Source organism: Lysinibacillus sphaericus, assembly GCF_002982115.1.
GTDB lineage: Bacteria > Bacillota > Bacilli > Bacillales_A > Planococcaceae > Lysinibacillus > Lysinibacillus sphaericus.
Genome location: NZ_CP019980.1, coordinates 4,002,694 through 4,027,641 on the forward strand (window position 1 = coordinate 4,002,694; position 24,948 = coordinate 4,027,641).

A 24,948-nucleotide genomic window follows, 5' to 3' on the forward strand; every position below is an offset into this window, starting at 1 on the left:
TCTGTTAAAAATTATTACCCTGTTTAAAAATTAATTTTAAATAGTAAACCATCACAAAACCCAACATTTTACTTTTCACTATCTGAATAATGTTAATTATAATATAATTCCAAAAATTACACTATGCATATTCAACAAAATATGATGTTTGGTACTTTTCTAATCTATTGAAAAGCAATGTAATAAGCTAAAAGCATTACCTTAAACAGAATTGATTTATGCTTGGCAAGAAATACAAAAAGCATGCTGGAAGTACTACTTCCAACATGCTTTTCGCGCATTTTATTTTAACCATAATGCTTATTGTTTTAATAACTTCTTTTTCAGTTTATCCGTAAATTCTTTTACTTCTTTGATGCCAAATACTAAGTAGGAACCTACAAAGACAGCAATAAAGATAGCTAGACCTACAATAAACGTTAACCACTTATATTCAAATACTAAATAGTGGCTGGAGTAATACATAACTACCGCAATGACAATCATTGGTGGCACCGCTCTGAAAAATTGTAACTCTTTGCTAAAGATGCCCATCTTCAAGTCATATTTAGGTATTGCATAAAAAATTAGCATCATAAAGTTTGTAATGGAACTAATTAATGTACCCCATGCAATAGCCTCAGCACCGTAATTTTCTACCATCAACATAATAACAGCAATATTGACACCAAATACATTGATTAAACTAAAAATAACTGGCGCCATGGAGTCGCCCTTTGCATAATAGAAACGCGTGATATACGTATTTGCCGCTAAGAAATACATGGACAACACGAATATTGCTAATACAGGTGCAGTAATGGCTGTCGAGTAAGCATTGAATTTACCATACTGAAATATCACCTGAATCAGGTTTTCAGCGTAAAAGTAAGAATATATTGTTACTGGTACAAGTAGCAATAGTAGATAGTGTAGCCCTTTAGAATAAAGGCTCTTGATTGACACAAGGTCATTGTTGGCTTCTTTTTGACTCAAAATTGGATAAATTACTGTTGTCACAGCTGTAATTAAAATCGCTTGCGGGAATTGCATCAGCTTGGAAGAATAGTTCACAGCTGCCACAGCCCCCTCTGAAAGCATACCAGCAAAAACACGCTGTAATAAGGCGTACAGTTGAATCGTCGCTCCTCCGAGCATTATTGGTAACACCATAATCCATAATTGCTTCGAAGAAACATTTCGCTCCAAAGAAAAACCAACTTTATGGGAATCTAATTTGCGATAACCAATTATTAAGAAATACACCATTATCGCCGCACTAGCTAAAGCACTAATACCATATCCAAGTGGCCCGATTCCTGGAATATAAGATAATCCAACAGCAATGACTAGGAAAATCGCGTTGTAAATTAAAATGGCAAAGCTTGATAAGTGAAATTTTTCGTTTACATTCAGTAAACCACTATACCAAGATGATAAAACAAGTAAGATAGATGATGGCATCATCCAAAAGTACAAGTTTTTCAATAAGTCTAAATCACTTTGACTATAATCATCTTTATTTTTACCTTGGTTGAACATATCCATAATTGGATTGGTAAATGCTAATAAAATAATCGTCATAATAGACACAGTCAACAGTACAATCGTAAAGGACTGTTTTACAAATAATGCTCGGTCTGTTGTTTCCCGATTATAAATTGAGATAACGGCTGTCGTAAAAGCGCCACCAACTACTAAATATAAAAAATTGGGAATGGTGTAAGCTGTGAAAATACTATCAGCGATATGGGAACTCCCATATTGAAATCCGATAATCATTTCACGTAAAAAGCCGAAAACACGGGCAACGATATTAATAATCGCTACTGCCCCTACAATTTTAATAAATTTATTCATAAGTCATCCCTACCTTTAATGGCCGACTTATAAATGTCTATACATCTAGCTGTAATATTTTTTTCATCGTGAATAGCTAATATTTCATTAACCGCTTCACGATTCATATATTGATCTTTCGGCGTGTTCACTGCACGCAGCATCTCCTCAGATAAAGCCATAGCGTTCCCAGGCTCCACTAAATGCCCTGCCCCTTCACCAAGTAGCGATACAAGCCCACCTACTTTAGAAGCGATGACAGGCGTATCTGTTGCTAGTGCCTCTAATGCTACAAGACCAAAACCTTCTAAATGTGATGGTAACACAAAGACATCACTTGCCTGGAACCACTTTACAAGTTCTTGTTGTTTTAGTGGGTCTATAAATTTGACGTCTTCACTGAAGAATGGTTGCAAGGATTGGAAAAAACTTTCATCTCTTCTAGATCCTATAATTTTCAGCTCGATAGGTCGCTCCACTTTTGTTTTTAACATTTGGAATGCCTGCAAAAGTTCCTCAACGCCTTTTTGCTTAATGACATTGCCTACAAAAAGAAAAATAAATGGTTCTTTCGCTAATTGCAATTGTTGACGTACTTCAGCCTGGCTCCCCTTTGAAAATACATGACGATTGACACCCATGCTAACAACAGAGATTTTGTCGGGTGCTATATCAAAGTCTTGCTCGATTTGTTTTGCTAACACGGGACCTACTGCAATAACATGGTCACTTTCACGTAAAATGCTCGCTGTCCAATTGCGAATTCTCGCATTTTTCTTTGCCATACGTTCAATGTCCCCACCATGAGCAGTAACAATGTACGGTATACCAAACATTTTCTTTAAAAGTAACGATAACATCCCTGAAGGAAACACATAGTGTGCATGTGTTACATCGATTGATTTTCGATATTTCAAACCCTTCATTAATGTAGAAAATCCCCATTTAGCATATTTGACAATCGTGTTTTTCTTGCCTGTAGCTGGGTTTGTATTCACTGCTATTTCAACGTCTAGTCCAGCTTTTTCAAGTGCTGTCACTTGGTTTTTTACAAAAATACCGAATGATAAATGATCAGATGAAGGATACATATTACTAATGACGAGTATTTTTTTCATAGACGTGTCACTGCCTTTTTCATTAATTCCTGACCATACATGGCCTCTTTATGAATATGTGTAGCAATTTGTTTCGTCTCTGCAATTGACTGTTCCCAATTGCTACTTAGTTTGCCAACTAATTTAGAAAGAGCTTTCTCATCATCTTCTATATCCTGCATCTGTAAGCATCGATCTGATGCGCCGACAAAGGACATAAAATCCTGCACCTTTGTATGATAGGATACAGCAATAATGGGAGTCTCTGAATTGGTCGCCAATATTAGCGAGTGTAAACGCGTACCAATTATAATATCTTGCTCGCCTGTCACTTCAAGTAAACGTTCAGGCACAAGATTTTCCTCAATTATTTCTGTATGAGCATGATGTTGCATTTTTTTCTGAATATCTTTTGTCACGGTTACATCTTGCGGAAACTTTGTTGCAAAAAATGTAATGTGAACGTTTTGCTCAGAAATGACTTGATCTAAATTTTTCGCCATACCTGTTACATATGCATCGTATTTTGCTACATTTCCTTCTGGCCAATAGTTTGCATTATAGTACGGAACAGCTGAAACACCAATTTTTATTGGCTTTTCCGCGTAATCTTTGCGATCCCCTTTTAACGTAAATGCAGGGTCACCAATGACTTCTATCGGTTTTTTGACCCCAATACTGTGTAAAAGTTTTTTAGACTGAGGATCACGCACAGAGATATTTGCTGCATAACGACACATAACACGGATACTAATTTTTCCTGAAAATGTATCTAGTGGTCCTGCACCACATCCGTAAATAATGTAGGGAATATTATTTTGTTTTGCCATCATTGCATATGTTCCATAAAGATGGGCTTCACGCTTATAAAAATCCATTAAAATACCACCACCACCAATAATGAGGAGGTCAAAGTTTGCTACATATTGTTTGTTATTTTTATACGTATGGATAAACGTTTTATATAAGTTGCCCTTTTTATAATACAATGGATAGCTATGTACCCCATAACGCGCGGATGTTTGTTGTGTGTTATTACTAAAAACGGTAATGTCGTCACTCGTTACCGAAAATGTTTGTTTTACTTGTTGAAGAATGCCGTATAATATTGATTCATCACCATTATTATCATTGCCGTAATTCCCCACAATGCCTATTTTCATTAAAAAACATCCTTTTACTTTTTAATACAGAGATTATACCACAATTGCACTTATTCGTTCTTTTTAAAAATAGTAAAAAAAAGGGGAGCCCCGAATTTCAACGAGATTCCCCCCTTTTCTAGCACCTTATGACAATACTAAATCCTATAAAACAGCAAAAAAGTACTACTTTATTTTTGCTTCTGCTAGTCATCTATTGCTAACTTTTACTTATGAATTGCTCTATAAAGGAACAAACCGAAATGTGCTCGACTAATCGCTTCATTTGGTTTAAAAATGTTACCATCATAGCCTGTCGTAATTTTGTTAGCAGCTAGTTGTTGTACAAATGTATACGCCCAATGATCTTTTGGAACATCCTTAAAGGCAATACCACTTGTTCCATTTAATTGATATGCGATGGCAACAATTTTCGCCATTTGTGCTCGTGTTAATGTTGCATTCGGGTCAAAAGTATTGTTTTCGCGGCCACTCATAATGCCTGCTTCTACAACGGCTGCAATTTCTTTAAAGTAAATGTGATTTGCCGGTATATCTTTGAAGTTTGGATTTTTCACATTTTTTGTATTTAAACCTAGTGCACGGCTAATAATGACAGCTGCATGTGCACGTGTCAGTTTGTCATTCGGTCTAAATGTTCCATCGGCCTGTCCCGTAATAATATTTTGAGACGTTAAATATTCAATCTCTTTAAAGTATACGTAATTATTTGGAATATCTTTAAATAGCGCTGGCTTCGCTACAGTAACCGTAGCAACTTGACTCTTCGTACCTAAAGTTGCAATGACCTTACCTGTTGTACCAGCATTTTGTGCGGTAAACTTACCATCGCTTGTAATGGTACCAATATTGCCTTCTACGGACCATTTCACTTGAGATGGATCATAAACAATCGGCTTACCTGCATCATCTTTTGCGTCGATAGTAAATTTCACAGATTCACCTGCTCCAACTGTTTTAGAGCTTGGCGTAACAGCCATTGTTGTAGGAGCATCTACTACTTTGACTTGGAATGATTGTACCGCGGCGCCATCATAGCCGATGTAAATGCGTTCCTCACCAGCTTGCGTTGCTGTATAGTTTAAACCATTAATCTGTAATGTTTGGTTTTGAGAAGCTAACGTTACATGACCATCTAGTGGTAGTGTCGTAAAGTTATCATCTAAAACGTATTGTACTGCGACACTCGATGAAGCACCTACTAACAATGTTGCATAGTTTGTACTATTCGTAAATTTAATGTGTTTCGCCTTGCCATTTGGCGCCGTACTTACCGCTTGTAGTGTGGCAGATACAAGACGTTGTGTATTCCCTGAATTAGAAGGTAAATTCGCTAAAACAACATTATTACTGCCGTAGTTTCGAATTCCCATCGTTGTTGAACCACCGCCATCTAAATTAAGGGCTCTATCAACCCCAAGTGCCACTAAATAATTAGCAAGTTGCACCATATTCATGCCCTTACTATGGCTTTGACGTCCGTCTACTGTAATGAAATGTACAGTTTGTCCATTATTACTTGTAGCCACTACTGTACGTGGCGCAACTTCTTTTGCACGTGAACTTGTTGTGCTCATCATAATATAAGGTTTGCCATCCTTTACTAGATAAGGACCGCTAGCTAAGATAAATTGTGCATTTTGCCAAAGTTGGTCAATTGAAAAGTTAACACTCATTTCATCGCCAACCGCTACATGGCTTAACTTTTTGTGCCAATCGCCACCCTGTAAAGATACAACGAAGCCAGTAGATGGAATCGTTAATTTATCTTTCGAACCGTAAGGCTTAATTTGTGTGACTTTACCAGTTAACGTTTGACCAAATGTATTTTCTGTAATCGGTGAACCTGTGTCTACTACCATTTCAAATCCGAATTCATTTGTATCTGTTGTTTTACTATAAAACTGTGGTGTGTAAATAATCGCTTCATTTATATTACGAATACGATTTAAGCCTGACATTTCATATTTCGTGCCATTATGGGCTAGTGTGACGTCAAAATCAAAATAATCAATGACCCCACGACCATCCGAATTCATACCAAAAGCCGTTGGAACGTTCATATATTGGTCGGAACCGTTTGAAACTGCACCACCATTTAAAATAACATTATTTTTAGCTAGTAAAAATAATGGATAGCCTTCAGACATATTATAAAAACTTGCATTAATAGCACCAACTACTCGATTTCCCTCACGAGAATGACGATTCGCATTTGCTACTGTCGATTCTTTTCCATTGACTGCTGCGGGCATTCCTAATTGTACTTCTGTCGTTGCATCACCAACATTAATCGTTAAGTGATTAATAGAGTTTGTATAGGTATTGCTGTATGTATATTGGTTATACTGCACACCTTTTGAAAGTGGGTAATCCTTCTTTACTGTTTGAAATGCATAGGCATTTAGCGGACTAACAACAATCGACATCATTACAACTAAAATCAGTAAAATTTTTGCTATTCTTTTCATTTTTCGCGCTCCTCATGAAATGTAGAGCCCTCACCTTCCCTTCTATGTTTTTCTTCTATAAGATTATCAAAAATATGCCAAAATAGCTATGGAACATTTAAGCTATTTTCCAGTTTCATATAATTGGTAAAAAAACTGTTTATATTGACGCATTTTATGATAATACGCATATTTAACCTTATCTCAACTCTTTAACTTTGGTAAAATGATGTTAAAGTTTAGGAGGTTAAAAAATATGAAAAAACTATCAATCATTGCATTGATTATGACAATAGTTAGCTTGCTCTTTTGGCAACCCCAACTAGCATCTGCCGATGAACTTTCAGGGCATGCACACGAAAAGGGTCTTCGTTATTTAATTTCAAAAAATGCTATAGTAACGGATGCTAATGGCAGTTACCGCCCTAATGACAATGTTACACGCGGAGAATTTGCTTCGTATTTAGCAAAGGTCATGAAGCTTGAAGGGAATAACGGTATGGTATTTACCGATGTACCTGATACATATGTGTATGCAACCGATATTCAGCTTGCTGCTACAGCCGGCATTATAACTGGCTACATAGACGGGTCATTTAAGCCTGATGCTGCCATTTCAAGACAACATATGGCCATTATGTTGGAGAGAGCTATTGATTATTTAAAAATTCCTAAAGGTACGTCATCCATTACATTTAAGGATAATGCTTCTATTATTAAAGACTACCGTTCTGCTGTAGCAATCGGTGCACAGTTAGGCATCATCATTGGTTCTGATGGCTACTTTATGCCCGAAAAAAATGCAACAATTGGACAAGCTGCAACGTTCATTCAACGTTTGATGTTACTAGCTGGTGATGGAGCTGCCGACGTCTCAACGTATGCGATTAAGGAAATTTCAAATGGTACACTAGTTGGCAATCAAGGCTTTTCAAGTTTTGAAGCTGCTGAAAAAGCAATCACAAAAAATACACAAGTGATTGTCCAAAAAGATAAAATTGTGAAAATGTCCTCCGGCTATGTTGTCACGAATAATTATGTTGCACTTTATTCTGAAACGATTAAAGACCAAATCGCTGTTGCAGGTAATACAGAGATGGAATATATCAGCAGTGATGCCACACAAGTAAAAGTGAGATTAGCAGGTCAGGTTGGCTATTTAAAACAAGCAGATGTCACGTTAATTCCTTTTTCCCTAAGTAAAGGACGCTCTTACTACTCCGTCGAAAATGGTGAAATTAAACATACGCTATACGATTACAAAACAAATAAATATTCTTCAAGCTATGTTTACGGAAAAGCACCTGCCTTCATGAAACAAGGTGAAAAATACTATAGCTGGAATGGCATTTATTTCACCAATGGAAATGGTTCTTCGAAAGGTGAAGCTTATAACTATTATCAATTTTTACCTGCACGCGCAACAACACAATATACAGCAGAAGAAATTGATGCTTACATTTTGAATAAGCTTGCTGAGATTGAAAGTACAGGTATTACGCTTTATAAAGATGCTACAACAAAAAGTAAGTTAATTGGTTTAGGAAAGACGTTAAAAGAAGTTGAGGCAAACTCAAAAATTAATGCCATGCTAATATTGGCACTTGCGCAACATGAAAGTGCTTATGGTATGAGTGACCATGCCCAAAACTTAAACAACCTATTTGGTTTATATGTTTATGACACAAACCCACTTAACAAAAAATTCGATAGCGTCGCTGCTAACATTAACGAACTTGTTGAGAAGTTTTTACAACCAAACTATATAACGCCAGGTGGTTCTCCAGGTAGAAACTACGCAAATGGTGCTGTAGTTGGTTCTAAGGCACTTGGCTTTAACGTAAAATATGCATCCGATCCATTTTGGGGTGCAAAAATTGCTGGCCATTACTACCGTGCTGAAAAAGCATTAGGCTTCAAAGATGCAAATAATCCATATAAAATTGGCTTAACAACTACTGCGGGCTTAAATGTTCGTTTAGAGACTTCAACTAGTAATAGTCCACTCTTCACATATGTGCGCAGTGGTATGCCAGTTATCATCGTTAACACGGACATCAATGGCTGGCATGAAGTACTATCTGACAAACTTCATACAGGCTCTGCTTACATTAGTAAAGATTATATTAAGCTGATAGATACAGTGAAATAAGAAATAGCGCCAATCCAATAGCTAAAATTGGATGGCGCTTTTTTTTTATGATTTCATCGGTGTGGGTGTGACTTACCCGCGGAATGCACATGTTTACCCGCGATTTTTTGTGACTTACCCGCGAAATATAGCTGTTTATCCGCGAATCACACACGTTTACCCGCGATTACAAAAACAAAAGGGCTGCCTAAAATAGGACAGCCCTTCATTTTTAATATTTAAGTTTTCTTTGCTCGGTTTTAATAATTGCCGATGCAATGACGACGAAGCCTAACATTAAAATAAAGATTAAATCAAGTAATCCAGTGTGCATAGACACGGTAAACAATGTAATGACAAATGCGTACGCTACTGAGTGGAAACTGCGAATACCACCTTGTTTCACTTTATTATAGATTAATGAAATTAACACACCGTACAATAAGAAACCAATTGCCACAAGCGCATAGCCACCATCTAGGAATAGCTGTCCAATAAAGGTTGGTGTTGTCGTTCTTGTAGGTCGTGTAATAAATTTACCTTCTTCCACACTTAAAGAGTTAACAACCTCTGTCACCTTCATACGTGGTGAAATTTGCTCACCAGGAAGAATCGTATTAAAGATACCTTTATGAATTTGACCGTTTAAATAGCCCTCTTCTTGTGTGTACTCAATAATTTTACTTAAAACGATATGACCTGTTACACTTTCACCATTTAATGAACGCATCCATTTTGGCGTTAAGTTTACTTTTTGCTCAACTGTTAACAGTTTTTCTTTTTCTGTCTCTGTCAGTTCTACATCTGGTTGATCGCGATTATTAAATTCTTTCGTAGTATCTTCTGTCACCACGCGTAAGAAACCGAACATTGAGAATGCTACACCAATAACAAATAATGCCGTTAAGAACCAAGTTAATTTTACACGTTTCACAACATAGTGGAAAATAATAATTCCAGTAAATAGCATAATAATTAAAGGCGTACGATAGCCCATTAATAGGAATAGGAACATTACAACAGCAAAGATTGAGCCGTATATTATTGCTTTCTTCCACGTCATATTCTTTTCTAAAATCATTTTGTAAGATAATAACAGTAAAATTCCGTACCATAATAACTGGCTAAAGAAGTTTAGTTTTGGATCAAGATTACGACGATTGGATTCATCGGAAATTCCTAAACCACCGCCAAAGATCATCATTAAATAAGAAGCTAATCCGATTAACGTTAATAACACAACAAAGTGAATCACATATTTTCCTAAGAACGATAGCCCAAATGTTGGGATTGTCCATTGTAATCTATCGATTATATATACACCAAGGTAATAGCAAACAAGTGCAACTAATACTGCTGGTAAAATGGATACACGAACATTAAATAATTCAAATCGATGAAAATCAAATAGACTCGTAAAGAAATATAGCACTAATATAAAAGGTAAAAAGAAATACGGTGAAAACGTATCAATCTTATTGACCTTTGTGAAAACTTGCTTCAGTTTATTCATACATGTAATACATCTAAAAAGATGTTATTGCCCTCCTCTATCATGAATCAATAGTTGTCATCACTATTATATTCTTTAGTTTTCCCTACAAAAACAAAGGTTATTATATCATAAATACGGTTAGACTTATAGAAAGGATTGAATTGAATTTACATAAAAAAGCTAAAAAATTTCATTTTTACCTAATTCTCTGCGAATCAGTTAATATTTAGGTGTATGATGAAATTTAGTAATACGAGTTTTGAGAAAAATAAAAAGCAAGGATGTGGATTTATTGAAGAAATATGTTATTTCCTTCATCGCTGTCTGTGCTTGTTTGCTTGTTGCAATGCTATCTCCGATCAAGGGCCAAGCTACAACACAAAAAATCGGCATTGTTTTCTCTGAAAGTAGTGAAAAATATGCCAACACTACACACCCTGGTGGTACATATGAGGGACAAACAGTATCTCCAAAGGTCGACTATAGCTCAACGTATAACAAAGAACTTAAAGCATACCTTTTATATCAGCAACAAGGCTTCCATGTAGAGAAAATTTTCGAAAAGGACTTAAACAACCTAGAAAACTTAAGTCAATATGATGCAATCGTCTTTCCATATACGGTCATGATGAATCATCAACAACGCGAAAATATCAAAATATACGTTCGAAATGGTGGCGGTGCTATTTTTGCATTCCAAACAGCACGTAATGAATCAGCAAAATTTCCGAAGGCTGGTCAAATGGATCTTTCTCCATTAATCTATGATGTCGACTCTTGGGTGATGGAATGGGATAACTTATCAGAAGTTTTCAATGCACGCTTTATCGACGATATTGTGCTAGGAAACGCGACCATTAGCAATGCAAATTCAGTTCACCCAATTATCCAAAACGCCACAAAAGAGCTCGGTAAAAGCACGCTTAGTCTGACAAAATCGGATAAAGAGTGGGTTGAAATTATAAAACCTTGGCAAGGTGGCTCCGCTTCACCGATTTTATATTTCTCGAATTACAACTATACCGATAAGCCACAAACGATGAAGAAAAATGAATTTGGTGCAGCTCATGCCATTGAATATGGCAAAGGAAGAGTTGTACAAATCGGCTTCAAAATTTTCGATTATATGACGATTAATGTGAAAGCAGACTGGCAAGACAATGAAAACGGTGCTGCTTACTCGACCACACGGGGCGACACAGATGCTCAAGTATTTATGAAGCACGCTTTACATTGGGTTGCCGAAGATCACGATGGATATGTGCCACGCCGCTATAATCTTTCTCTATACTCTGACGGTGTGCAAAGTTATGTAGCGCCATCTGGTCAATTTGTCTTTTACTCTACAGTAACAGTAAAAAACAACGGTAATGTGCCTGCTCGTGGTACGTTAAAAGTAGAAATTGTTGATGCGAACGACCGTATTGTCGGAAAGGGGCACGATCGTTACATACCAGGTCTAGCCGCAGACGCGACAACATCGAACGCAGACCGGAAAGATATTAGTACCCACTCGGAAAAATATCAAATCTTGATGCCTGGAAATTTAGCCGCTGGAACGTATACGATACGCACTTCCTTCATTGAAGGTCGTGATGATCGTAAAAATGCAGACGAAAAATTTGCAACTATTGCAGAAATTAAAACGCTCACACGCACAAAAGGTTCCAATAAGGCCTCTATTGGCACTGCCTCTTTCTTCCAAGATGTACCAAAATCAAGTGCTGCTTATGATGATATTAAAAACTTACATGCACTGGGTGTTGTGAAAGGCAGTAATGGCAAATTTAATCCCCAAGGCACATTAACACGCTTGCAAGCTACCGAAATGGTGTTACGTGCACTAGGGATTTCACCTTTAAGTTCAGCAACATTGAACGCCAGTGATATTAAAGCAGGCGATTATGGTTATTCAGTATTAGCTACAGGCGTTCGTTACGGGATTATTACTTTAGAAGATGGTAAAATCAACGCGCACCAACCAATGACGCGTGCTGCTATGGCACATGCACTTGTTAAAGGTTTTAAGTTACAAGGCTATTCTAGTAAATCATTTTCTGACGTTCCTACATCTCATATCTATTTTAAAGATATTCAAGCGCTCTATGCGTTAAATATAACAACAGGCTATGCAGATCAAACATTTAAGCCAAACAATACAGTATCCCGCCAAAACTTTGCTCAATTTGTTAATCGTACGTTACACGCAAATGCGAAATAGATTTTGATTAGGATCAAAATCTACTATCGCCAGTTAAATCCAAATAAAAAAGAGCTACACAGTTCATATTTTGAACAATGTAGCTCTTTTGATTATTGTTTCGCGTAGTATTGATAAATTCCTTTATAAATCGCTTCAGCAAATAACTCAACATATTGATCATCTGTCATTTTACCTCGGTCTTCACTATTCGTTAGGAAGCCTAGTTCAACTAGAATCGATGGAATTAACATGTTACGAATAACATAATATTGTTGTTCTTTCACGCCACGATTTTTCATGTTTAAGTTATTCACAATTTGGTTATTTACAAAAGTAGCTAAATCAATATCTTCTTGATACATATCTCCTGTTGTCACAGCATAATATGTTTCAGTACCTTGTGCAGAGGTGCTAGATGCTGAGTTTACATGAATACTAACAAAGATTTCGCCATAGTTTGCATCTGTAAAGTCAACGCGATCTTGCAGTGATGGGTACGTATCACCTGTACGTGTCATTGACACTTTTGCTCCAGCTGCTTCCAGCTTTTGTCGTACAAGTGTCCCAACTTTTAAGGTGATAGCTTTTTCTGATTGGGAACCTACTACAGCGCCTGGATCTTTACCACCGTGACCAGGGTCAAGAATGATAATACGATTTTTAAGTGGATTGCCATTTTGGTTTAATAGTTTTAAATACGATTTATGCACGTAACCTTTTTGACCATCAAAAGTGATTTCAGCCCAATAGCCATTAATACTGTTGACATGCACATAATCGCTCTTGCTTAATTTACCTAATACCGTTGAAGTAGAGTTCGCTTCTTTACGAACATTTAAACTATCAACAGTTGCACGACCTAGTAAATCTCCTCCTGTTACAGGTGGAAGCGTTGGATCTGGTTTTGAAGGCTGTTCTACTTCTACATCCTCTGTGCTATTTGCAACAACATAACCTGGCAAGCCATTTACGATTGTTAAATGGTAGCCATTAACCGTCTTGTAGACAGGCAGTTTAACATTACTATTAACTGTTGAAATGATTTTAGAAGAAGAAGTTGGCTTCACATAAAGATTAATACCTTGTGTTGTCTTTACTTCTTTTTGAATTTTGCCTAATGCATTACCATCTGCATCTAAAAACTGTGCGTACGTTTTATAAATATAAGCAAAGGCACCTTTATACGTTACTTTTAACCAGTCTCCTTCAATTGCATAGACTGATAGTTTTCCGCCTTTATTGACTGTGCCTACAATGTTTGTACTCAAATTTGAATCTTTTGATTTACGAATATTCAAGCCATCTGTTGTCACTTGAACTAAACCAATTACTTGTGATGTATCAGGAACAGCTACACCTTTTACAGGTAGCTCTAAACGATATTTTTCACTTTTTGCACGAGCAACAAATAATGCAAATTGTGCACGTGTTACCGAGCTATTTGGATTATAGTTTTGGCCGCTTCCTTTTGTAATACCATTATAGTAAATCGCATTGACGTATTGAACGTAAGGATTTGTAATCGCTACATCCACAAAAGGAGAATCCATATTTTCGTATTCACTTGCATCCAATTTAAATGCTTTTGTTAATACATAACTCATTTCATCACGAGTTAAAGGCTTGTTTGGTAAAAACTGACCAGTTATGTTTGTTTTAAAGAACCCTAATTGGATAGCACGTTCAACATAACCTGAAAGCTCTGTACCAACCGTTACATCTGAAAAGTTGGACTTGCTAACCGTTAATGGTTTATTACCTGAAGCCACAACTGCCATTTTGGCAACTTGTCCACGTGTTACCGTATTATTCGGTTTATAATACGTTTTACCTTTTTCTGTATACCCTTTTATAACACCTAAACTAACTAAATAATTGATCTCTTCATAAGCTTCATGCTTTGGTGTAACATCTTCAAAACCACCACTTGCATTTGCACTATGTATCGTAAACATAGAAGCTGAAATGAATAAGACGCATAATATAAGACTGATTTTTTTAAAGTACAATGTCTTATTTCCTCCCTTCATGTTTCGTGTTCTCGTGTTCATTTTAACAAAAATTCACTTGCAAAACTATCATAGATTGTAACTATTCGACATTTTTTTGTTATCACCTCATTTCACAAAGATTCATAAAAGAAGAGAGCCTGCATGTGCAAACTCTCCTCCATTTATACGTTATTTAAAAGAACTTCCATGCAATGCTTTACTCCAAACGTAGCCCTTGTCCGAAGCAAAGTAGAAATTGATTATTTATTCACTTGCTTAGCACGCTCAATAAATGTCTCTAATTGAGAAATTTTTAACATTTCATCATAACCGAAGTTACCATTATCTTTACCTGCTGTAATTCCGTTTGATGCGATAATTGAAATATATTCTGTTGCCCAATAGTTTTCAGGAACATCTGCAAATGTCACAACATCACCTTGATGCTCAAGACCAAAAGCAACTACTAAAACTTTTGCAATTTGTGCACGAGTCATTGGAGAAGATGGATTAAATTTGCCGTTGTCATCACCAGAAAAAATACCTAATTTCGCTACAGCAGCAATTGCCCCAGCATGTGCATAAGTAGGTTTTACGTCTGCAAATGACGTATTTTTATCAGAAGTATCTAAGTTAAGAGCTTTTGCGATTTGAACAGCAACTTCAGCACGTGAAGCATATACTGTAAAATCAATTGCAGCTTCTTTTACTTCCGCTGCTGCTACTTTCGTTACTTCAGCTTGTTGTTCAGTGTCAAATTGTGCTACGCGTTTTGCGCCAACATAACGTGAGCTCCAGTAATATGGATCGTTTACATCAGAATAACTTACACCTTTACCTGTTTGAGAGTGAATCATTTTACCGTCACCTATGTATATCGATACATGTGAGATACCACTACCACTCGTGTTAAAGAACAGTAAATCGCCAACTTGAAGATCACTCTTCGCTACAGCAGTGCCTTGTTGATATTGTGAGCTTGAAGTACGATTTAATTTAATGCCTAAATCACTGAAGACTTTAGAAGTAAAGCCTGAGCAATCTAATCCGCTAGTAGTTGTACCACCATAAGCGTAAGGAATACCTAAATATTTCGAAGCTGTTTCAGTGACCTCATCTGCAGTCGCCGCTTCAGCGTTATCTATTTGAATTGTTGAAAATAACATAAAAGATGCAAAAATCGGTAATAACCATTTTTTCTTCATAAGTTTGTAATACCCCTCTCAAAGAACTTTTTTGCCTATACATAGACTATCACAAATGATGGTATTTTAATTTTTCAATTGTGTAACGGTTTTGAAAGTAAAAAAAACGTTGATATACCAACGTTTTGTGGTTTATCAACGCTAAAATATGGGTATTAATTAATGGGTATTCCGGCTTTTTGTAACATTCCTGTAATATAAGCCACGCTTTGTTACAATAGAGGATGACGAAAATTGCCAATAAAAACTCACGAATTGCTCGTAAAACAAGCGTTATCGCCGATAAGGGTCCATGAATCGCCCGTAAACCATCAGAAAGTAGTCAACACATTCATATCAAAAAAGTGTTAGATTGAGCGCTCAATCTAACACTTTTTCTTTAAGCCTTCTAACCGACTTATTCAATACGAACATTCCCTACATATTGTACACTGCCTGCTGTACTGCTAAATTTAACTTCCAAAACATAGCTTCCTTTGTCGGTTGGGAATTGAAATTCTCTAAAATCATCAAATTCCAGTTCAATTCGCTCGTCATCTTTTAACAGGAAAGCTGACACTTGTGCATCAGTCCAAATATCTCCACCGTTTTTTTCGTTCTCCTCAAAATCCAATGATGTATGTTGACCTGGTAAGACTTTTATTTCATCCAATGACGATGCGTATTTTTTTGTATCTTCGATGGACTTCTGTACATCTTCACTTGCTGTCTTCCAATTGATATTTGCTTCTGTTAATTGAACAGAGACATGATTAAAATTTAAATGAGCAGTTGGCACTCCAACATCATAGTCCTCACCAATACAGCCTGTTAGCATAAAAGCAAAAAGCAATCCAATCAATAAATTACCCAATACTTTCATCTTACACCTCATTATTTTAGTTTAGGCTACGTTGTCAATATTAGCGCTTTGGCTTGCTAGTAAAACTAAACTGTGGACATCACTTACACCATCATCATGAATCCGGAAAAATCCCTTCAGCATATTCGATTTCTATCGTTTGAATTGCTAACCGACAGTTCTCAACTGCTTCTTCAACATTTCTCCCTTTTGTAATAATAAAGCCATGTTCGTCTTTTAGACTGTTCGTTTCTGTTGTGCCAACGCCTTCTTCAATATTACATTTATAGGCTACAATGGTTTCATCCGCATTTTGGAAATTTAATTTCTTTATTTTTTTATTCGGCTGGAATCTTAAATAAAAAACTGCGGCAGCACGATATTGTTGACTTACATCATATTTTTGCCAATTCTCTGTATAGATGGCATCTAAAGTCCATTGTGTTAAATCAACACCTGAAACGAAACGATGCAACGCTACAATCTGGTCGCCACCTGTTCTACAATGTGCAGCAATTATTTTAGGACCATATGCTGTCATTTTTATCTCTATATGGCATGGGCCAAAAACTACACCTGTTAACGTTAAAAAATCCAAAACAAATAATGTAATCTCGGTTATTAATTCATCATTTAAAGTTGTTGGCACACTGTGACCATACGTTACAAAATCAGGTTCTGTATATTTATCTGTAATGCCCACGACATAGTGTTTTCGATTAAAAGAAAAAGTTTCAACACTAATCTCTACCCCTTCTTGGTAATCTTCCGCTATAAGGGTCGCGGGATTTTCTTTATCCAATAATTCGTATACTTCTTTAAATGTGGAGATTTTTTTAGCGACCTTACTACCTGTTTCAATGCATGGTTTTAGAATAAATGGAAATCCATTTTCATTAGCAAATTCGATTAATGCTTCTTTAGAATTAATGAGTTTAACATGAACATAACTAAAATTATTACGGTTTAGGAGATTACGTAAGTTACACTGATTCTTAAATAATTTTATTTGATCTGATTGTTTATATTTGTTTAATGGATATTCCTCTTGTAATGCCACGACAGCATTTTGACCATCTCCTGTAAAGGATAAAATAGCATCTACGGGGTATTTTATTAATATCTTTCCTACTTCTTTTTTTAATAAAGTTATATCCTTATAATCTATTTCAAAGTAAATATCATCTGAATTCATTAAATCTTTCAGCTGTTTTTTTTGTTCTTTCTCGATACATATCACTTTTATGTTTAATTTCTTAATTGTCTTTAATGTATTCACACTACAATCAATAACCATTATCCTTTTTCTCATATTTTTTCTCCTTTTAATCCATTTGTTATGAAAAAACATCCTAAAAAATTAAATAATAGTTACATATCTCTTTATTTGAAGTTTTGTTCATAAAACTTATACAATTGTTATTTGCAGATAAATTAAAAAGGGAGGATAATGCAGATAATTATTATGATAGACAGCGCTATTAGTTCTTTTAATGCTTGATAGGCAAATACAATCAGGCATAGTTAAAAGGCCTGAGTCGATACACTACCGATTTCAGACCTTAACTGACTTCCCAATTAACGATGTTGCATTTATTTAAAATTCCGAAGTTAAAAATACTACTTTACGTATTTAGCTTGCTAGCTATTTAAAGTTCGAAAATATCTTTTACCATTATCCAACTAGTATAAAGTTACATTAACTACCGATTAAGTCCCAAATAAAACCGACAATCGCTGAAGAGTTAGCCGTAAAGATTTGTATGCCTGCCCACATCATTATTTCCCTCCTGCCATTCCATTTTCTATATTATCTTATGTTTTCAATTTTATTTGTTAAAATGTAAACAAAAGTTAACATTTTACGAAGGGGCGAAGTACATGAAAATTGGAGAATTAATTCGAACGTTACGGCTACAAAAAAATTTACGTTCTAACGTACTCTATAAAAACCTACTAAGTCGACCTGCTATTGCTAAATTTGAACGTGGTGAAAGCGATACAACAGCTGAAAAATTTTTAAAGATGTTAGATCACTTAAATATTACGTTAGAAGAATTTAGTATCATTTATAATGATGGGAATAAGGACTTGGATTACATGCGAAAGTATGTAGAAGCTTTCTATAACCGAGATGTCAGTGCGTTATACATGGTCGCCGAACAAGTTGAAAATGAATACAAATTAACGGGCAATCTGAAGTTTTTGCATTATCGATCTTTAATTTTGTTATTAATTGATGATGTCCGAGGGACCGATGAACATCTTAACGAAATAACGTTGCTTCAAGAATATTTAATGAACTGCGAAAGTTGGGGTTATTACGAAATTACCTTATTCGCTAATAGTTTAAGCTTCTATTCTATAGAATTAATCGACCTTGTTTTTGAGCGTGCCAAAAACACATTACAACGTTATCAAAATCTTACGAGGTACCGTAACGAAATCGCCTTAATGATTTTCAATATTTTAGAGAAAAAAATTACGTGCAAGGATTTAGATGGTGCTAAAACGTATCTCACGGAGTTAGAAAATATAAAAGTAAGTGTAGTAGATAATATGTACATGCAAACAATGATTAAATTTTTCTCTGCCATCATCGCCCTTATCGATGGTGATACAACGAAAAACAAATCCATACTGCAAATTATTGAAGTTTTCTCTTTGTTGGAGCTAAAACTTAAAGCTGCACAATGCCTAGAGTTTTATGACAAAGTAAAGGGAATATATACAATAAAAATAAAAGAGGACATCTTCTCCTAGTAAGTGTCCTCTTGTTTCTATTTCCCCACTGTCATCAAGTTATTGACTAGAAAATAATTGTACCCAATAGAAATTCCCTTTGCCATCCACTGCGATGGCCACACCAGTGTTTGTATAATTTTCACGTAAAATATTATCGCGATGTGCTGGTGATGCCATCCATGCTTTAACAGCCGCCTCTGGAGTCGGAATATTTCTTCCTATGTTTTCACCTAAGCTCGTATATGAATAATCAAATAATGTTGCTAAATCCCATGGCATTCCGTAGTAGGGTGATTCGTGTTCAAAATAATGACGATTAACCATGTCCTGTGCCTTGATAACAGCCACTTGTGTTAAAGCTTCATCATAGTTAAGACTCTGTAGTTTTCTTTTTTGTCTTTCGTTATTGACTAACCTAATCACATCATTAGACATGGCAGATGAGTAATTTTTGGTCGGAATATAAGACTTCGATAAGTAATCATAGACTGCTTCGAAATTGGTTAGTGTCATTGAGAAATCAAGACTACGTTCAACTATCGAGGCAAATTGTGCACGTGTTACCAATTGATTCGGTGCAAATTGTTTTGCATTGATTCCTTTAATAATGCCCACATCTGCAAGTGATTCAATATAATCCTTTGCCCAATGCCCTTCAGTAATATCACTAAACTTACTATTATTTTGTGAATCGACCTCAATATTGTAAGCAAGTGTTATCATTTTAGCAATTTGCATGCGCTTCAATGGCGCATCAGGATTAAAACAATCGCCATCTTGTAATATTCCTAATTCCACCAATGCACAAACTTCCTTGTAATAAGGATGCGCTGGAGATAAATCTCGAAAATGAGGTGCAGAGGGAGCAGTCATATTTAGTTGCATCGAACGGGCAATTGCCGCAGCTGCCTCCGCTCTCGTAATAGTCTGCTCTGGCTTAAATGTCCCATCCTGATAGGTTGTCATATATTGCTTATCCAACATGTGCTCGATGGAACGATTCGCCCAATGTGTAGATGGAACATCCTTTACTGATTCTGCCGCTAAGGCAACATCTAGTAGGTTTGGAAGAGGCACAGCATGTGGTGTAGCCAGCAAAATAAGCGACAAACCGACAATACTAGGTACTTTTTTTAACATAGCTTCCTCCTTAAATATGTATGAAAATTTTTGCATTCATGCCGATATTTCATCGCTTCATCATAAGCAACGAATATCCACTAGTGTATCGTTTTTACCCTATTTACCACATAATAAACATACCATTATTACCTGTTTTTTCCTACATAGATTTTTAAAAAAATCACTCTACAGGCACGTTCATTCCCAAGAGTGATATTTATCTTATTATTCAACCCCAATAATGTATAGGTCATTATTATTTTTTTGTAATATGCGATAAAGGAATAAAGCCATTTGACCACGTCGTACATCTGTATACGGAGAAAATGTCGTAGCGCTAGTACCTTGCGTAATCCCATAATCTACTAACGTTTGAATGTATCGATTGGTTTCAACGTCTTTTGTAAAATCTGTAAAAGGTGCAGTTAACGATGTCGCTTGTTGTAAATGAAAGCCCAGTGTCAGCATTTTTGCCATTTGACTACGCTTAATAGAAGCATCCGGATTAAATTGATTTCCTTTTTGGATAATACCATTAGCTGCTAGTGCTGCTATATAGCCATAATACTGATGCGAAGTTGGCACATCGCTAAAACCTGGATTGTCCACGTTGTTCGTTTGCAACTGGAGTGCTTGTGCTAAAAAATAAGCTGCTTCTCCACGCGTTAATTGTTGATAGGGACTAAAGGTTGAAGGTGTTGTACCAAATACAATGCCTTTATTGTATAGCTCGCTGACTGCATGATAGAGCTCAGTTTCACTATTATTGTTTGTAATATCTACAAATGGCATGGAAGCCGCTTCCGTAGGAATTACGGCAACACAAGGTGCTACAGCTAAAGCCGTAGCAAATGCCCATGCATATTTAGTATGCTTTATTTTCATAGACCTTTGCCCCTTTGTAATTGAATATATATTAACCATTTAAAATAACGAAAAGAGGGACCCCATCCCTCTCTTCATCCATTAGTCCAATCCTAATGTCTTTGCATGCTCTTGTAAAATGCGATAGTTGTAAACTAAATCTTGTTGCTCCAACGTTAGTGAGCTATATAGTTTTTGTGCAGCAATCACTTTCTTTTCAAAAGTTTTTGAATCGGGATCTAGTTCTCCAATCGCATTGACTACTTTTAATACTGCTGCTATATCTTTTTCTGCACCTTTTAGCTTATCGTAGTTGATCACTTGTCCTCTTACTTTGGAGTCTAGCGCCTTATACGCAGCTACTGCATTTTCAACATCTTGGATATACGTACTTGATGTTGGAGAAAGACTAGCGATGATTTCCACCACTTTTTTTACTTCACTCATGTTTTTCTCTGCTTCTAGTAAAATCGAATAATTCGATACTCTTTGTTTATCGGCTGTATTAAGGCTATCGTAGTCTTTACGAACGGACTCAATCATCCCAAAATACATTTTATCGCTCGGTTTTAAAGCTGCAATACTCTTGTAGACGTTAATTACATTATCTAAAGAAAGAAGCACTTGCTCATTATAGACGTATTTACGTTGTGTAGCCGTTAAATTATCATAGGCTTTCAAAATCTTTTGATATTGACTATCCATATTTTTAGATGTCATCAATTTATCAATCTCATTGATAACACTAATAACTGGCTTAATCAATTTTTCTTGGTCTTGTAGCGTTCTATAATTTGCTACTGCCAATTGCTGATCTTTCGGCAATGCATTATAAGCTGCACGAATTTCCTCAATACGTTTGACATATTGTTGTGGTTCAGTATTTGGCAACTCATCAATCATGCGTTGGACATTGCCAGCACCTAATATGCTTGTTTCCGCAGCTTGCAACAACTTGTAATTCGTCACATACTGCTGCATTTCTTTGCTGAGTGCTTCATACAATGCACGCGCATGTACAGTATCTTCTTGGAATGTCTTGCTCGATGCTTTTAACTTACTGATTAATTCGATTACGTTAGCTAATGGTTCATAGCTTTGTAATGTTGCCATATTGTTGACAAACGCCTTTTGTTCTTTTGTCAATTTATCATACGCTTTACGTGCTGCATTGACCTTGCTAACAAAATTATTGGCACTTGGGTCTAACGTATCGATTTGCACCATGACACTCAAAATTGGCTTCACTTGTCTTTCACGATCCGTTAATGTCTTGATATTTGAAACAAGCTTTTTCTGTCCAGTTGGTAGTTTATCGTAAGCAACACGTGCATTCATTAGCTTAGTTAAATAATCCTCTGCTTCTGGAACTGCCGCATCTATTAATGCAATCACTGTACTTGCGGAAGTAAGCTCCGTTTCCGCTGTCACCAGCTTTTCATAGTTAATGATTTTCTGTTGTTTGTCTGGTGGTAGTGCATCATAATTAGCACGTGCAGTTTTTAAATCGTTTAAAAACGTCTTACTTGTAGGCTTTAACGTTTCAATTAACCCGATTAATGATGCTACATCTTCGACAGCTGTTAACTGTTCATAATTGGTCACGCGCTTTTGAGATGCTGCATCTAATGCATTGTAAGCTTTACGTGCTGCAATTACCTTTTTCGTATAGTCTTTATTGGCTGGGTTTAAGGCAGAAATTAAATTAATAACCTTCACAACGTTGGCATTATTTTTCTCATACGTTGTTAATGTTTTATATTGCGTTACTAATCTTTTGGCATTTTTGTCCATCGCTTTATATTCAGCAGATAATGCCACTACTTTTGCAACAAATGTGGCATCTGGTTCATTGGCTAATGCATTGACTCTATCATCAAATTGTTGAGCAGTGGTGATATAGTTGTTTGCTGTTAACAACGCTGTGTAGTTCGTCACTAATGCTTGCGCTTCTGGAGACAGTTTATTATATTCTGCAAGTAAATTAACAACCGTGTCTTTATAATCTTTGCGTGACGTATTTAACCCCATAATAGGATCAATAAGATTCATAGCGTCCACTTGATTTTTTAAATTTTTATAGCTTTTAACATACTCGCGTTTGGTCGGATCTAACTTTAAGTAAGCCGTGTTAGCAGCCTTTGCTCTTTTTGTATAGTCCTTCGCCGTTGGATTTAGTTTTTCAACTAACGTAATAACATTTAAAACTGCTTTATGAGAGCTCTCCCACGTTGTTAACTCAGACAAGTTTTTCACGATTTTTTTCACACTTGCTGCGTCAATTTTTTGTCCAGCAGGTGCTACAGGCGTATTATAGGCTAAACGTGCTTCTTCTATTTTAGAGATTTTATCTGGCGCAGCCGCAATTTCAGAAATCAATGACTCAATGACTTCTGCAGCCGCAATATTAGATTCAGCTAATTGTAAATCTTCTGCATTTTTTACAAATTCTTTATTAGAAAGCTTATCATATTCCGCTCTTGCCGCCTTTACTGCTATACGATACGCGTCCGTATTAGAAATACGTAATGCTGTAATTTGCTTGGACACGTTGGCCGCCTCTTGGAAAGGTTTTAAATCGCCATAATTGGAAACTAAACGTTTTGTTTCTGCGTCCTTTAAATTGTTATAAGATGCTTCAATTGCTGCTACAGTACTGATAAAACTAGTAGCTGAAGTAAAATCTTCTGGTTTTTTCGTAGTTAGCTGCGTAATACTTGCAACAATCTTATCTGCAGAAGATAAATTGACTAGTACATCGGTATATTTTTTAAATGGCGTAACTGTTGTGTTATTTGGATTATACGCTGTAACAATTTTCTTTTGGTCAGCAGTTAGAGCATTATAGCTTGTTGTTACTTCAGCGGCTGCTGTAGCAATATCACTAGAGCTCGAAGATGACTCTATTTTAGAAATTAAATCTTCTAAGTTAATAATCGTGATGTCTACTGCATTTGCATCATCATTCATTTTTACAAGCTTGGCGATATCGGCACCGTTCTTTTTAAAATAATTGTTACGTTCCGTGTCGTCATAGCCGTATTGAAGTGATGTACCGCGAACAGAGGAGACAATGTCTTTGGCATCATTGGCTAATGCTGTATTGACAGCTACATTAAAATTATTTTGAACAGCCAGATAGGAATTGGCTGCTGCAGTTGAACCTAAAAATGCAGTATACTCTGCTTGCACAGCGGCAACATCGTCAACAAATGTTCTACTTGTATAAGTAATTGCATTAATACTTTTACCTAGTTCATTTAATTTTTTGACGAATCCTCTTTGTGCCACTACATACTCATATTTCGCTTTAATAAAAGCTCGTTCATTATCATTAAAATCAGTCGTGCTTAAAACTTTAACATCGCCGTCTGCAATAACCATCTCATTCGCTGTGGATGTTTCGGAAAGCTTGCCGAATTGTTCAATCGTTTTATTTCTAGTTTCCGTTGTTGCTACAGCGTTGACATAAGCTACTTGTTCAGCTTGTACTACAGTTTGTGCTTGTGCTTCTTGTACATTAGCAATGGCTGCTGGCGTTAATAAAAGGCTCGTTAAGACACCCACTTTTAAAGGTTTCTTCAACTTGCTCATCCTTTCTTTTTACGTTATATAGGAAAATCGATATGTATCATATATTGCGAATCTACTATCTTTAGTATCGGTGATAATAACTTGATTTCAAGCTATTGTTGTAAACTCACATACAACCTTTACTAACTTACAGATAATTGCTATTTTTAGATAGAATAGACTTTTTAAAGGAAGTTATTGTTAGAATACTATATAATTGTGATAGACGCATTTATCCCGCATCGGACGT

At 36.1% G+C, this 24,948-nt stretch carries 15 protein-coding genes; 3 read left to right on the top strand and 12 right to left on the bottom strand.

Annotated features, from left to right (window positions below):
- Positions 1–300: 300 nt before the first annotated feature.
- From murJ to LS41612_RS19720, 4 genes are all read right to left on the bottom strand, one after another.
- Positions 301–1,839, bottom strand: a complete 1,539-nt coding sequence (gene murJ / locus LS41612_RS19705; protein ID WP_024362453.1) for a murein biosynthesis integral membrane protein MurJ — start codon at positions 1,837–1,839, stop codon at positions 301–303.
- Positions 1,836–2,936: a glycosyltransferase gene (locus LS41612_RS19710; RefSeq protein ID WP_024362452.1), complete on the bottom strand. Its 1,101-nt coding sequence runs from the start codon at positions 2,934–2,936 to the stop codon at positions 1,836–1,838. The genes murJ and LS41612_RS19710 overlap by 4 nt, the downstream gene beginning before the upstream one ends.
- On the bottom strand, positions 2,933–4,078 hold the full coding sequence (locus LS41612_RS19715; protein ID WP_024362451.1) for a polysaccharide pyruvyl transferase family protein: 1,146 nt from the start codon (positions 4,076–4,078) through the stop codon (positions 2,933–2,935). The genes LS41612_RS19710 and LS41612_RS19715 overlap by 4 nt, the downstream gene beginning before the upstream one ends.
- Before the next feature lie 206 nt (positions 4,079–4,284).
- Positions 4,285–6,549 (bottom strand): S-layer homology domain-containing protein, encoded by a 2,265-nt coding sequence (locus LS41612_RS19720; RefSeq protein WP_024362450.1) that lies wholly within the window; start codon positions 6,547–6,549, stop codon positions 4,285–4,287.
- A gap of 235 nt (positions 6,550–6,784) precedes the next feature.
- Here LS41612_RS19720 and LS41612_RS19725 point away from each other — a divergent pair, with 235 nt between their 5' ends.
- Positions 6,785–8,680 carry an S-layer homology domain-containing protein gene (locus tag LS41612_RS19725; protein WP_024362449.1) on the top strand — a complete coding sequence of 632 codons (1,896 nt, stop codon included), beginning with the start codon at positions 6,785–6,787 and terminating at the stop codon, positions 8,678–8,680.
- A 211-nt stretch (positions 8,681–8,891) separates the two neighbouring features.
- Here LS41612_RS19725 and LS41612_RS19730 read toward each other — a convergent pair whose 3' ends face one another.
- On the bottom strand, positions 8,892–10,172 hold the full coding sequence (locus LS41612_RS19730; RefSeq protein WP_024362448.1) for a membrane protein: 1,281 nt from the start codon (positions 10,170–10,172) through the stop codon (positions 8,892–8,894).
- Positions 10,173–10,446: 274 nt separating this feature from the next.
- Between LS41612_RS19730 and LS41612_RS19735 the strand changes: the two genes are divergently transcribed.
- Positions 10,447–12,375, top strand: coding sequence for an S-layer homology domain-containing protein (locus LS41612_RS19735; RefSeq protein ID WP_024362447.1), 1,929 nt, complete (start codon positions 10,447–10,449; stop codon positions 12,373–12,375).
- 92 nt (positions 12,376–12,467) lie between these two features.
- Here LS41612_RS19735 and LS41612_RS19740 read toward each other — a convergent pair whose 3' ends face one another.
- The 4 genes from LS41612_RS19740 to LS41612_RS19755 form a co-directional block, all read right to left on the bottom strand.
- Positions 12,468–14,366, bottom strand: coding sequence for an N-acetylmuramoyl-L-alanine amidase (locus LS41612_RS19740; RefSeq protein ID WP_024362446.1), 1,899 nt, complete (start codon positions 14,364–14,366; stop codon positions 12,468–12,470).
- A gap of 242 nt (positions 14,367–14,608) precedes the next feature.
- Positions 14,609–15,553, bottom strand: a complete 945-nt coding sequence (locus tag LS41612_RS19745) for a C40 family peptidase (RefSeq protein WP_024362445.1) — start codon at positions 15,551–15,553, stop codon at positions 14,609–14,611.
- Positions 15,554–15,950: 397 nt separating this feature from the next.
- The gene (locus LS41612_RS19750; protein ID WP_024362444.1) at positions 15,951–16,415 is read right to left on the bottom strand and encodes a hypothetical protein; all 465 of its coding nucleotides are present in this window, start codon (positions 16,413–16,415) and stop codon (positions 15,951–15,953) included.
- A gap of 94 nt (positions 16,416–16,509) precedes the next feature.
- Positions 16,510–17,706: an ATP-grasp domain-containing protein gene (locus tag LS41612_RS19755; RefSeq protein WP_024362443.1), complete on the bottom strand. Its 1,197-nt coding sequence runs from the start codon at positions 17,704–17,706 to the stop codon at positions 16,510–16,512.
- Between the two features lie 569 nt (positions 17,707–18,275).
- Here LS41612_RS19755 and LS41612_RS19760 point away from each other — a divergent pair.
- On the top strand, positions 18,276–19,157 hold the full coding sequence (locus LS41612_RS19760; protein WP_024362442.1) for a helix-turn-helix domain-containing protein: 882 nt from the start codon (positions 18,276–18,278) through the stop codon (positions 19,155–19,157).
- Positions 19,158–19,196: 39 nt separating this feature from the next.
- Here LS41612_RS19760 and LS41612_RS19765 read toward each other — a convergent pair whose 3' ends face one another.
- The 3 genes from LS41612_RS19765 to LS41612_RS19775 form a co-directional block, all read right to left on the bottom strand.
- A complete protein-coding gene (locus tag LS41612_RS19765; RefSeq protein WP_024362441.1) occupies positions 19,197–20,279 on the bottom strand; it encodes a CAP and S-layer homology domain-containing protein in 1,083 nt (360 codons plus the stop codon).
- 207 nt (positions 20,280–20,486) lie between these two features.
- Positions 20,487–21,146, bottom strand: coding sequence for an S-layer homology domain-containing protein (locus LS41612_RS19770; RefSeq protein ID WP_024362440.1), 660 nt, complete (start codon positions 21,144–21,146; stop codon positions 20,487–20,489).
- A gap of 81 nt (positions 21,147–21,227) precedes the next feature.
- On the bottom strand, positions 21,228–24,710 hold the full coding sequence (locus LS41612_RS19775; protein WP_024362439.1) for a hypothetical protein: 3,483 nt from the start codon (positions 24,708–24,710) through the stop codon (positions 21,228–21,230).
- Positions 24,711–24,948: the final 238 nt, after the last annotated feature.

What these genes read in the sequence shown, in the direction of transcription:
- murJ (WP_024362453.1), bottom strand. Translation starts at nt 1,839, where the DNA reads ATGAATAAATTTATTAAAATTGTAGGGGCAGTAGCGATTATTAATATC.
- LS41612_RS19710 (WP_024362452.1), bottom strand. Translation starts at nt 2,936, where the DNA reads ATGAAAAAAATACTCGTCATTAGTAATATGTATCCTTCATCTGATCAT.
- LS41612_RS19715 (WP_024362451.1), bottom strand. Translation starts at nt 4,078, where the DNA reads ATGAAAATAGGCATTGTGGGGAATTACGGCAATGATAATAATGGTGAT.
- LS41612_RS19720 (WP_024362450.1), bottom strand. Translation starts at nt 6,549, where the DNA reads ATGAAAAGAATAGCAAAAATTTTACTGATTTTAGTTGTAATGATGTCG.
- LS41612_RS19725 (WP_024362449.1), top strand. Translation starts at nt 6,785, where the DNA reads ATGAAAAAACTATCAATCATTGCATTGATTATGACAATAGTTAGCTTG.
- LS41612_RS19730 (WP_024362448.1), bottom strand. Translation starts at nt 10,172, where the DNA reads ATGAATAAACTGAAGCAAGTTTTCACAAAGGTCAATAAGATTGATACG.
- LS41612_RS19745 (WP_024362445.1), bottom strand. Translation starts at nt 15,553, where the DNA reads ATGAAGAAAAAATGGTTATTACCGATTTTTGCATCTTTTATGTTATTT.
- LS41612_RS19750 (WP_024362444.1), bottom strand. Translation starts at nt 16,415, where the DNA reads ATGAAAGTATTGGGTAATTTATTGATTGGATTGCTTTTTGCTTTTATG.
- LS41612_RS19755 (WP_024362443.1), bottom strand. Translation starts at nt 17,706, where the DNA reads ATGAGAAAAAGGATAATGGTTATTGATTGTAGTGTGAATACATTAAAG.
- LS41612_RS19760 (WP_024362442.1), top strand. Translation starts at nt 18,276, where the DNA reads ATGAAAATTGGAGAATTAATTCGAACGTTACGGCTACAAAAAAATTTA.
- LS41612_RS19765 (WP_024362441.1), bottom strand. Translation starts at nt 20,279, where the DNA reads ATGTTAAAAAAAGTACCTAGTATTGTCGGTTTGTCGCTTATTTTGCTG.
- LS41612_RS19770 (WP_024362440.1), bottom strand. Translation starts at nt 21,146, where the DNA reads ATGAAAATAAAGCATACTAAATATGCATGGGCATTTGCTACGGCTTTA.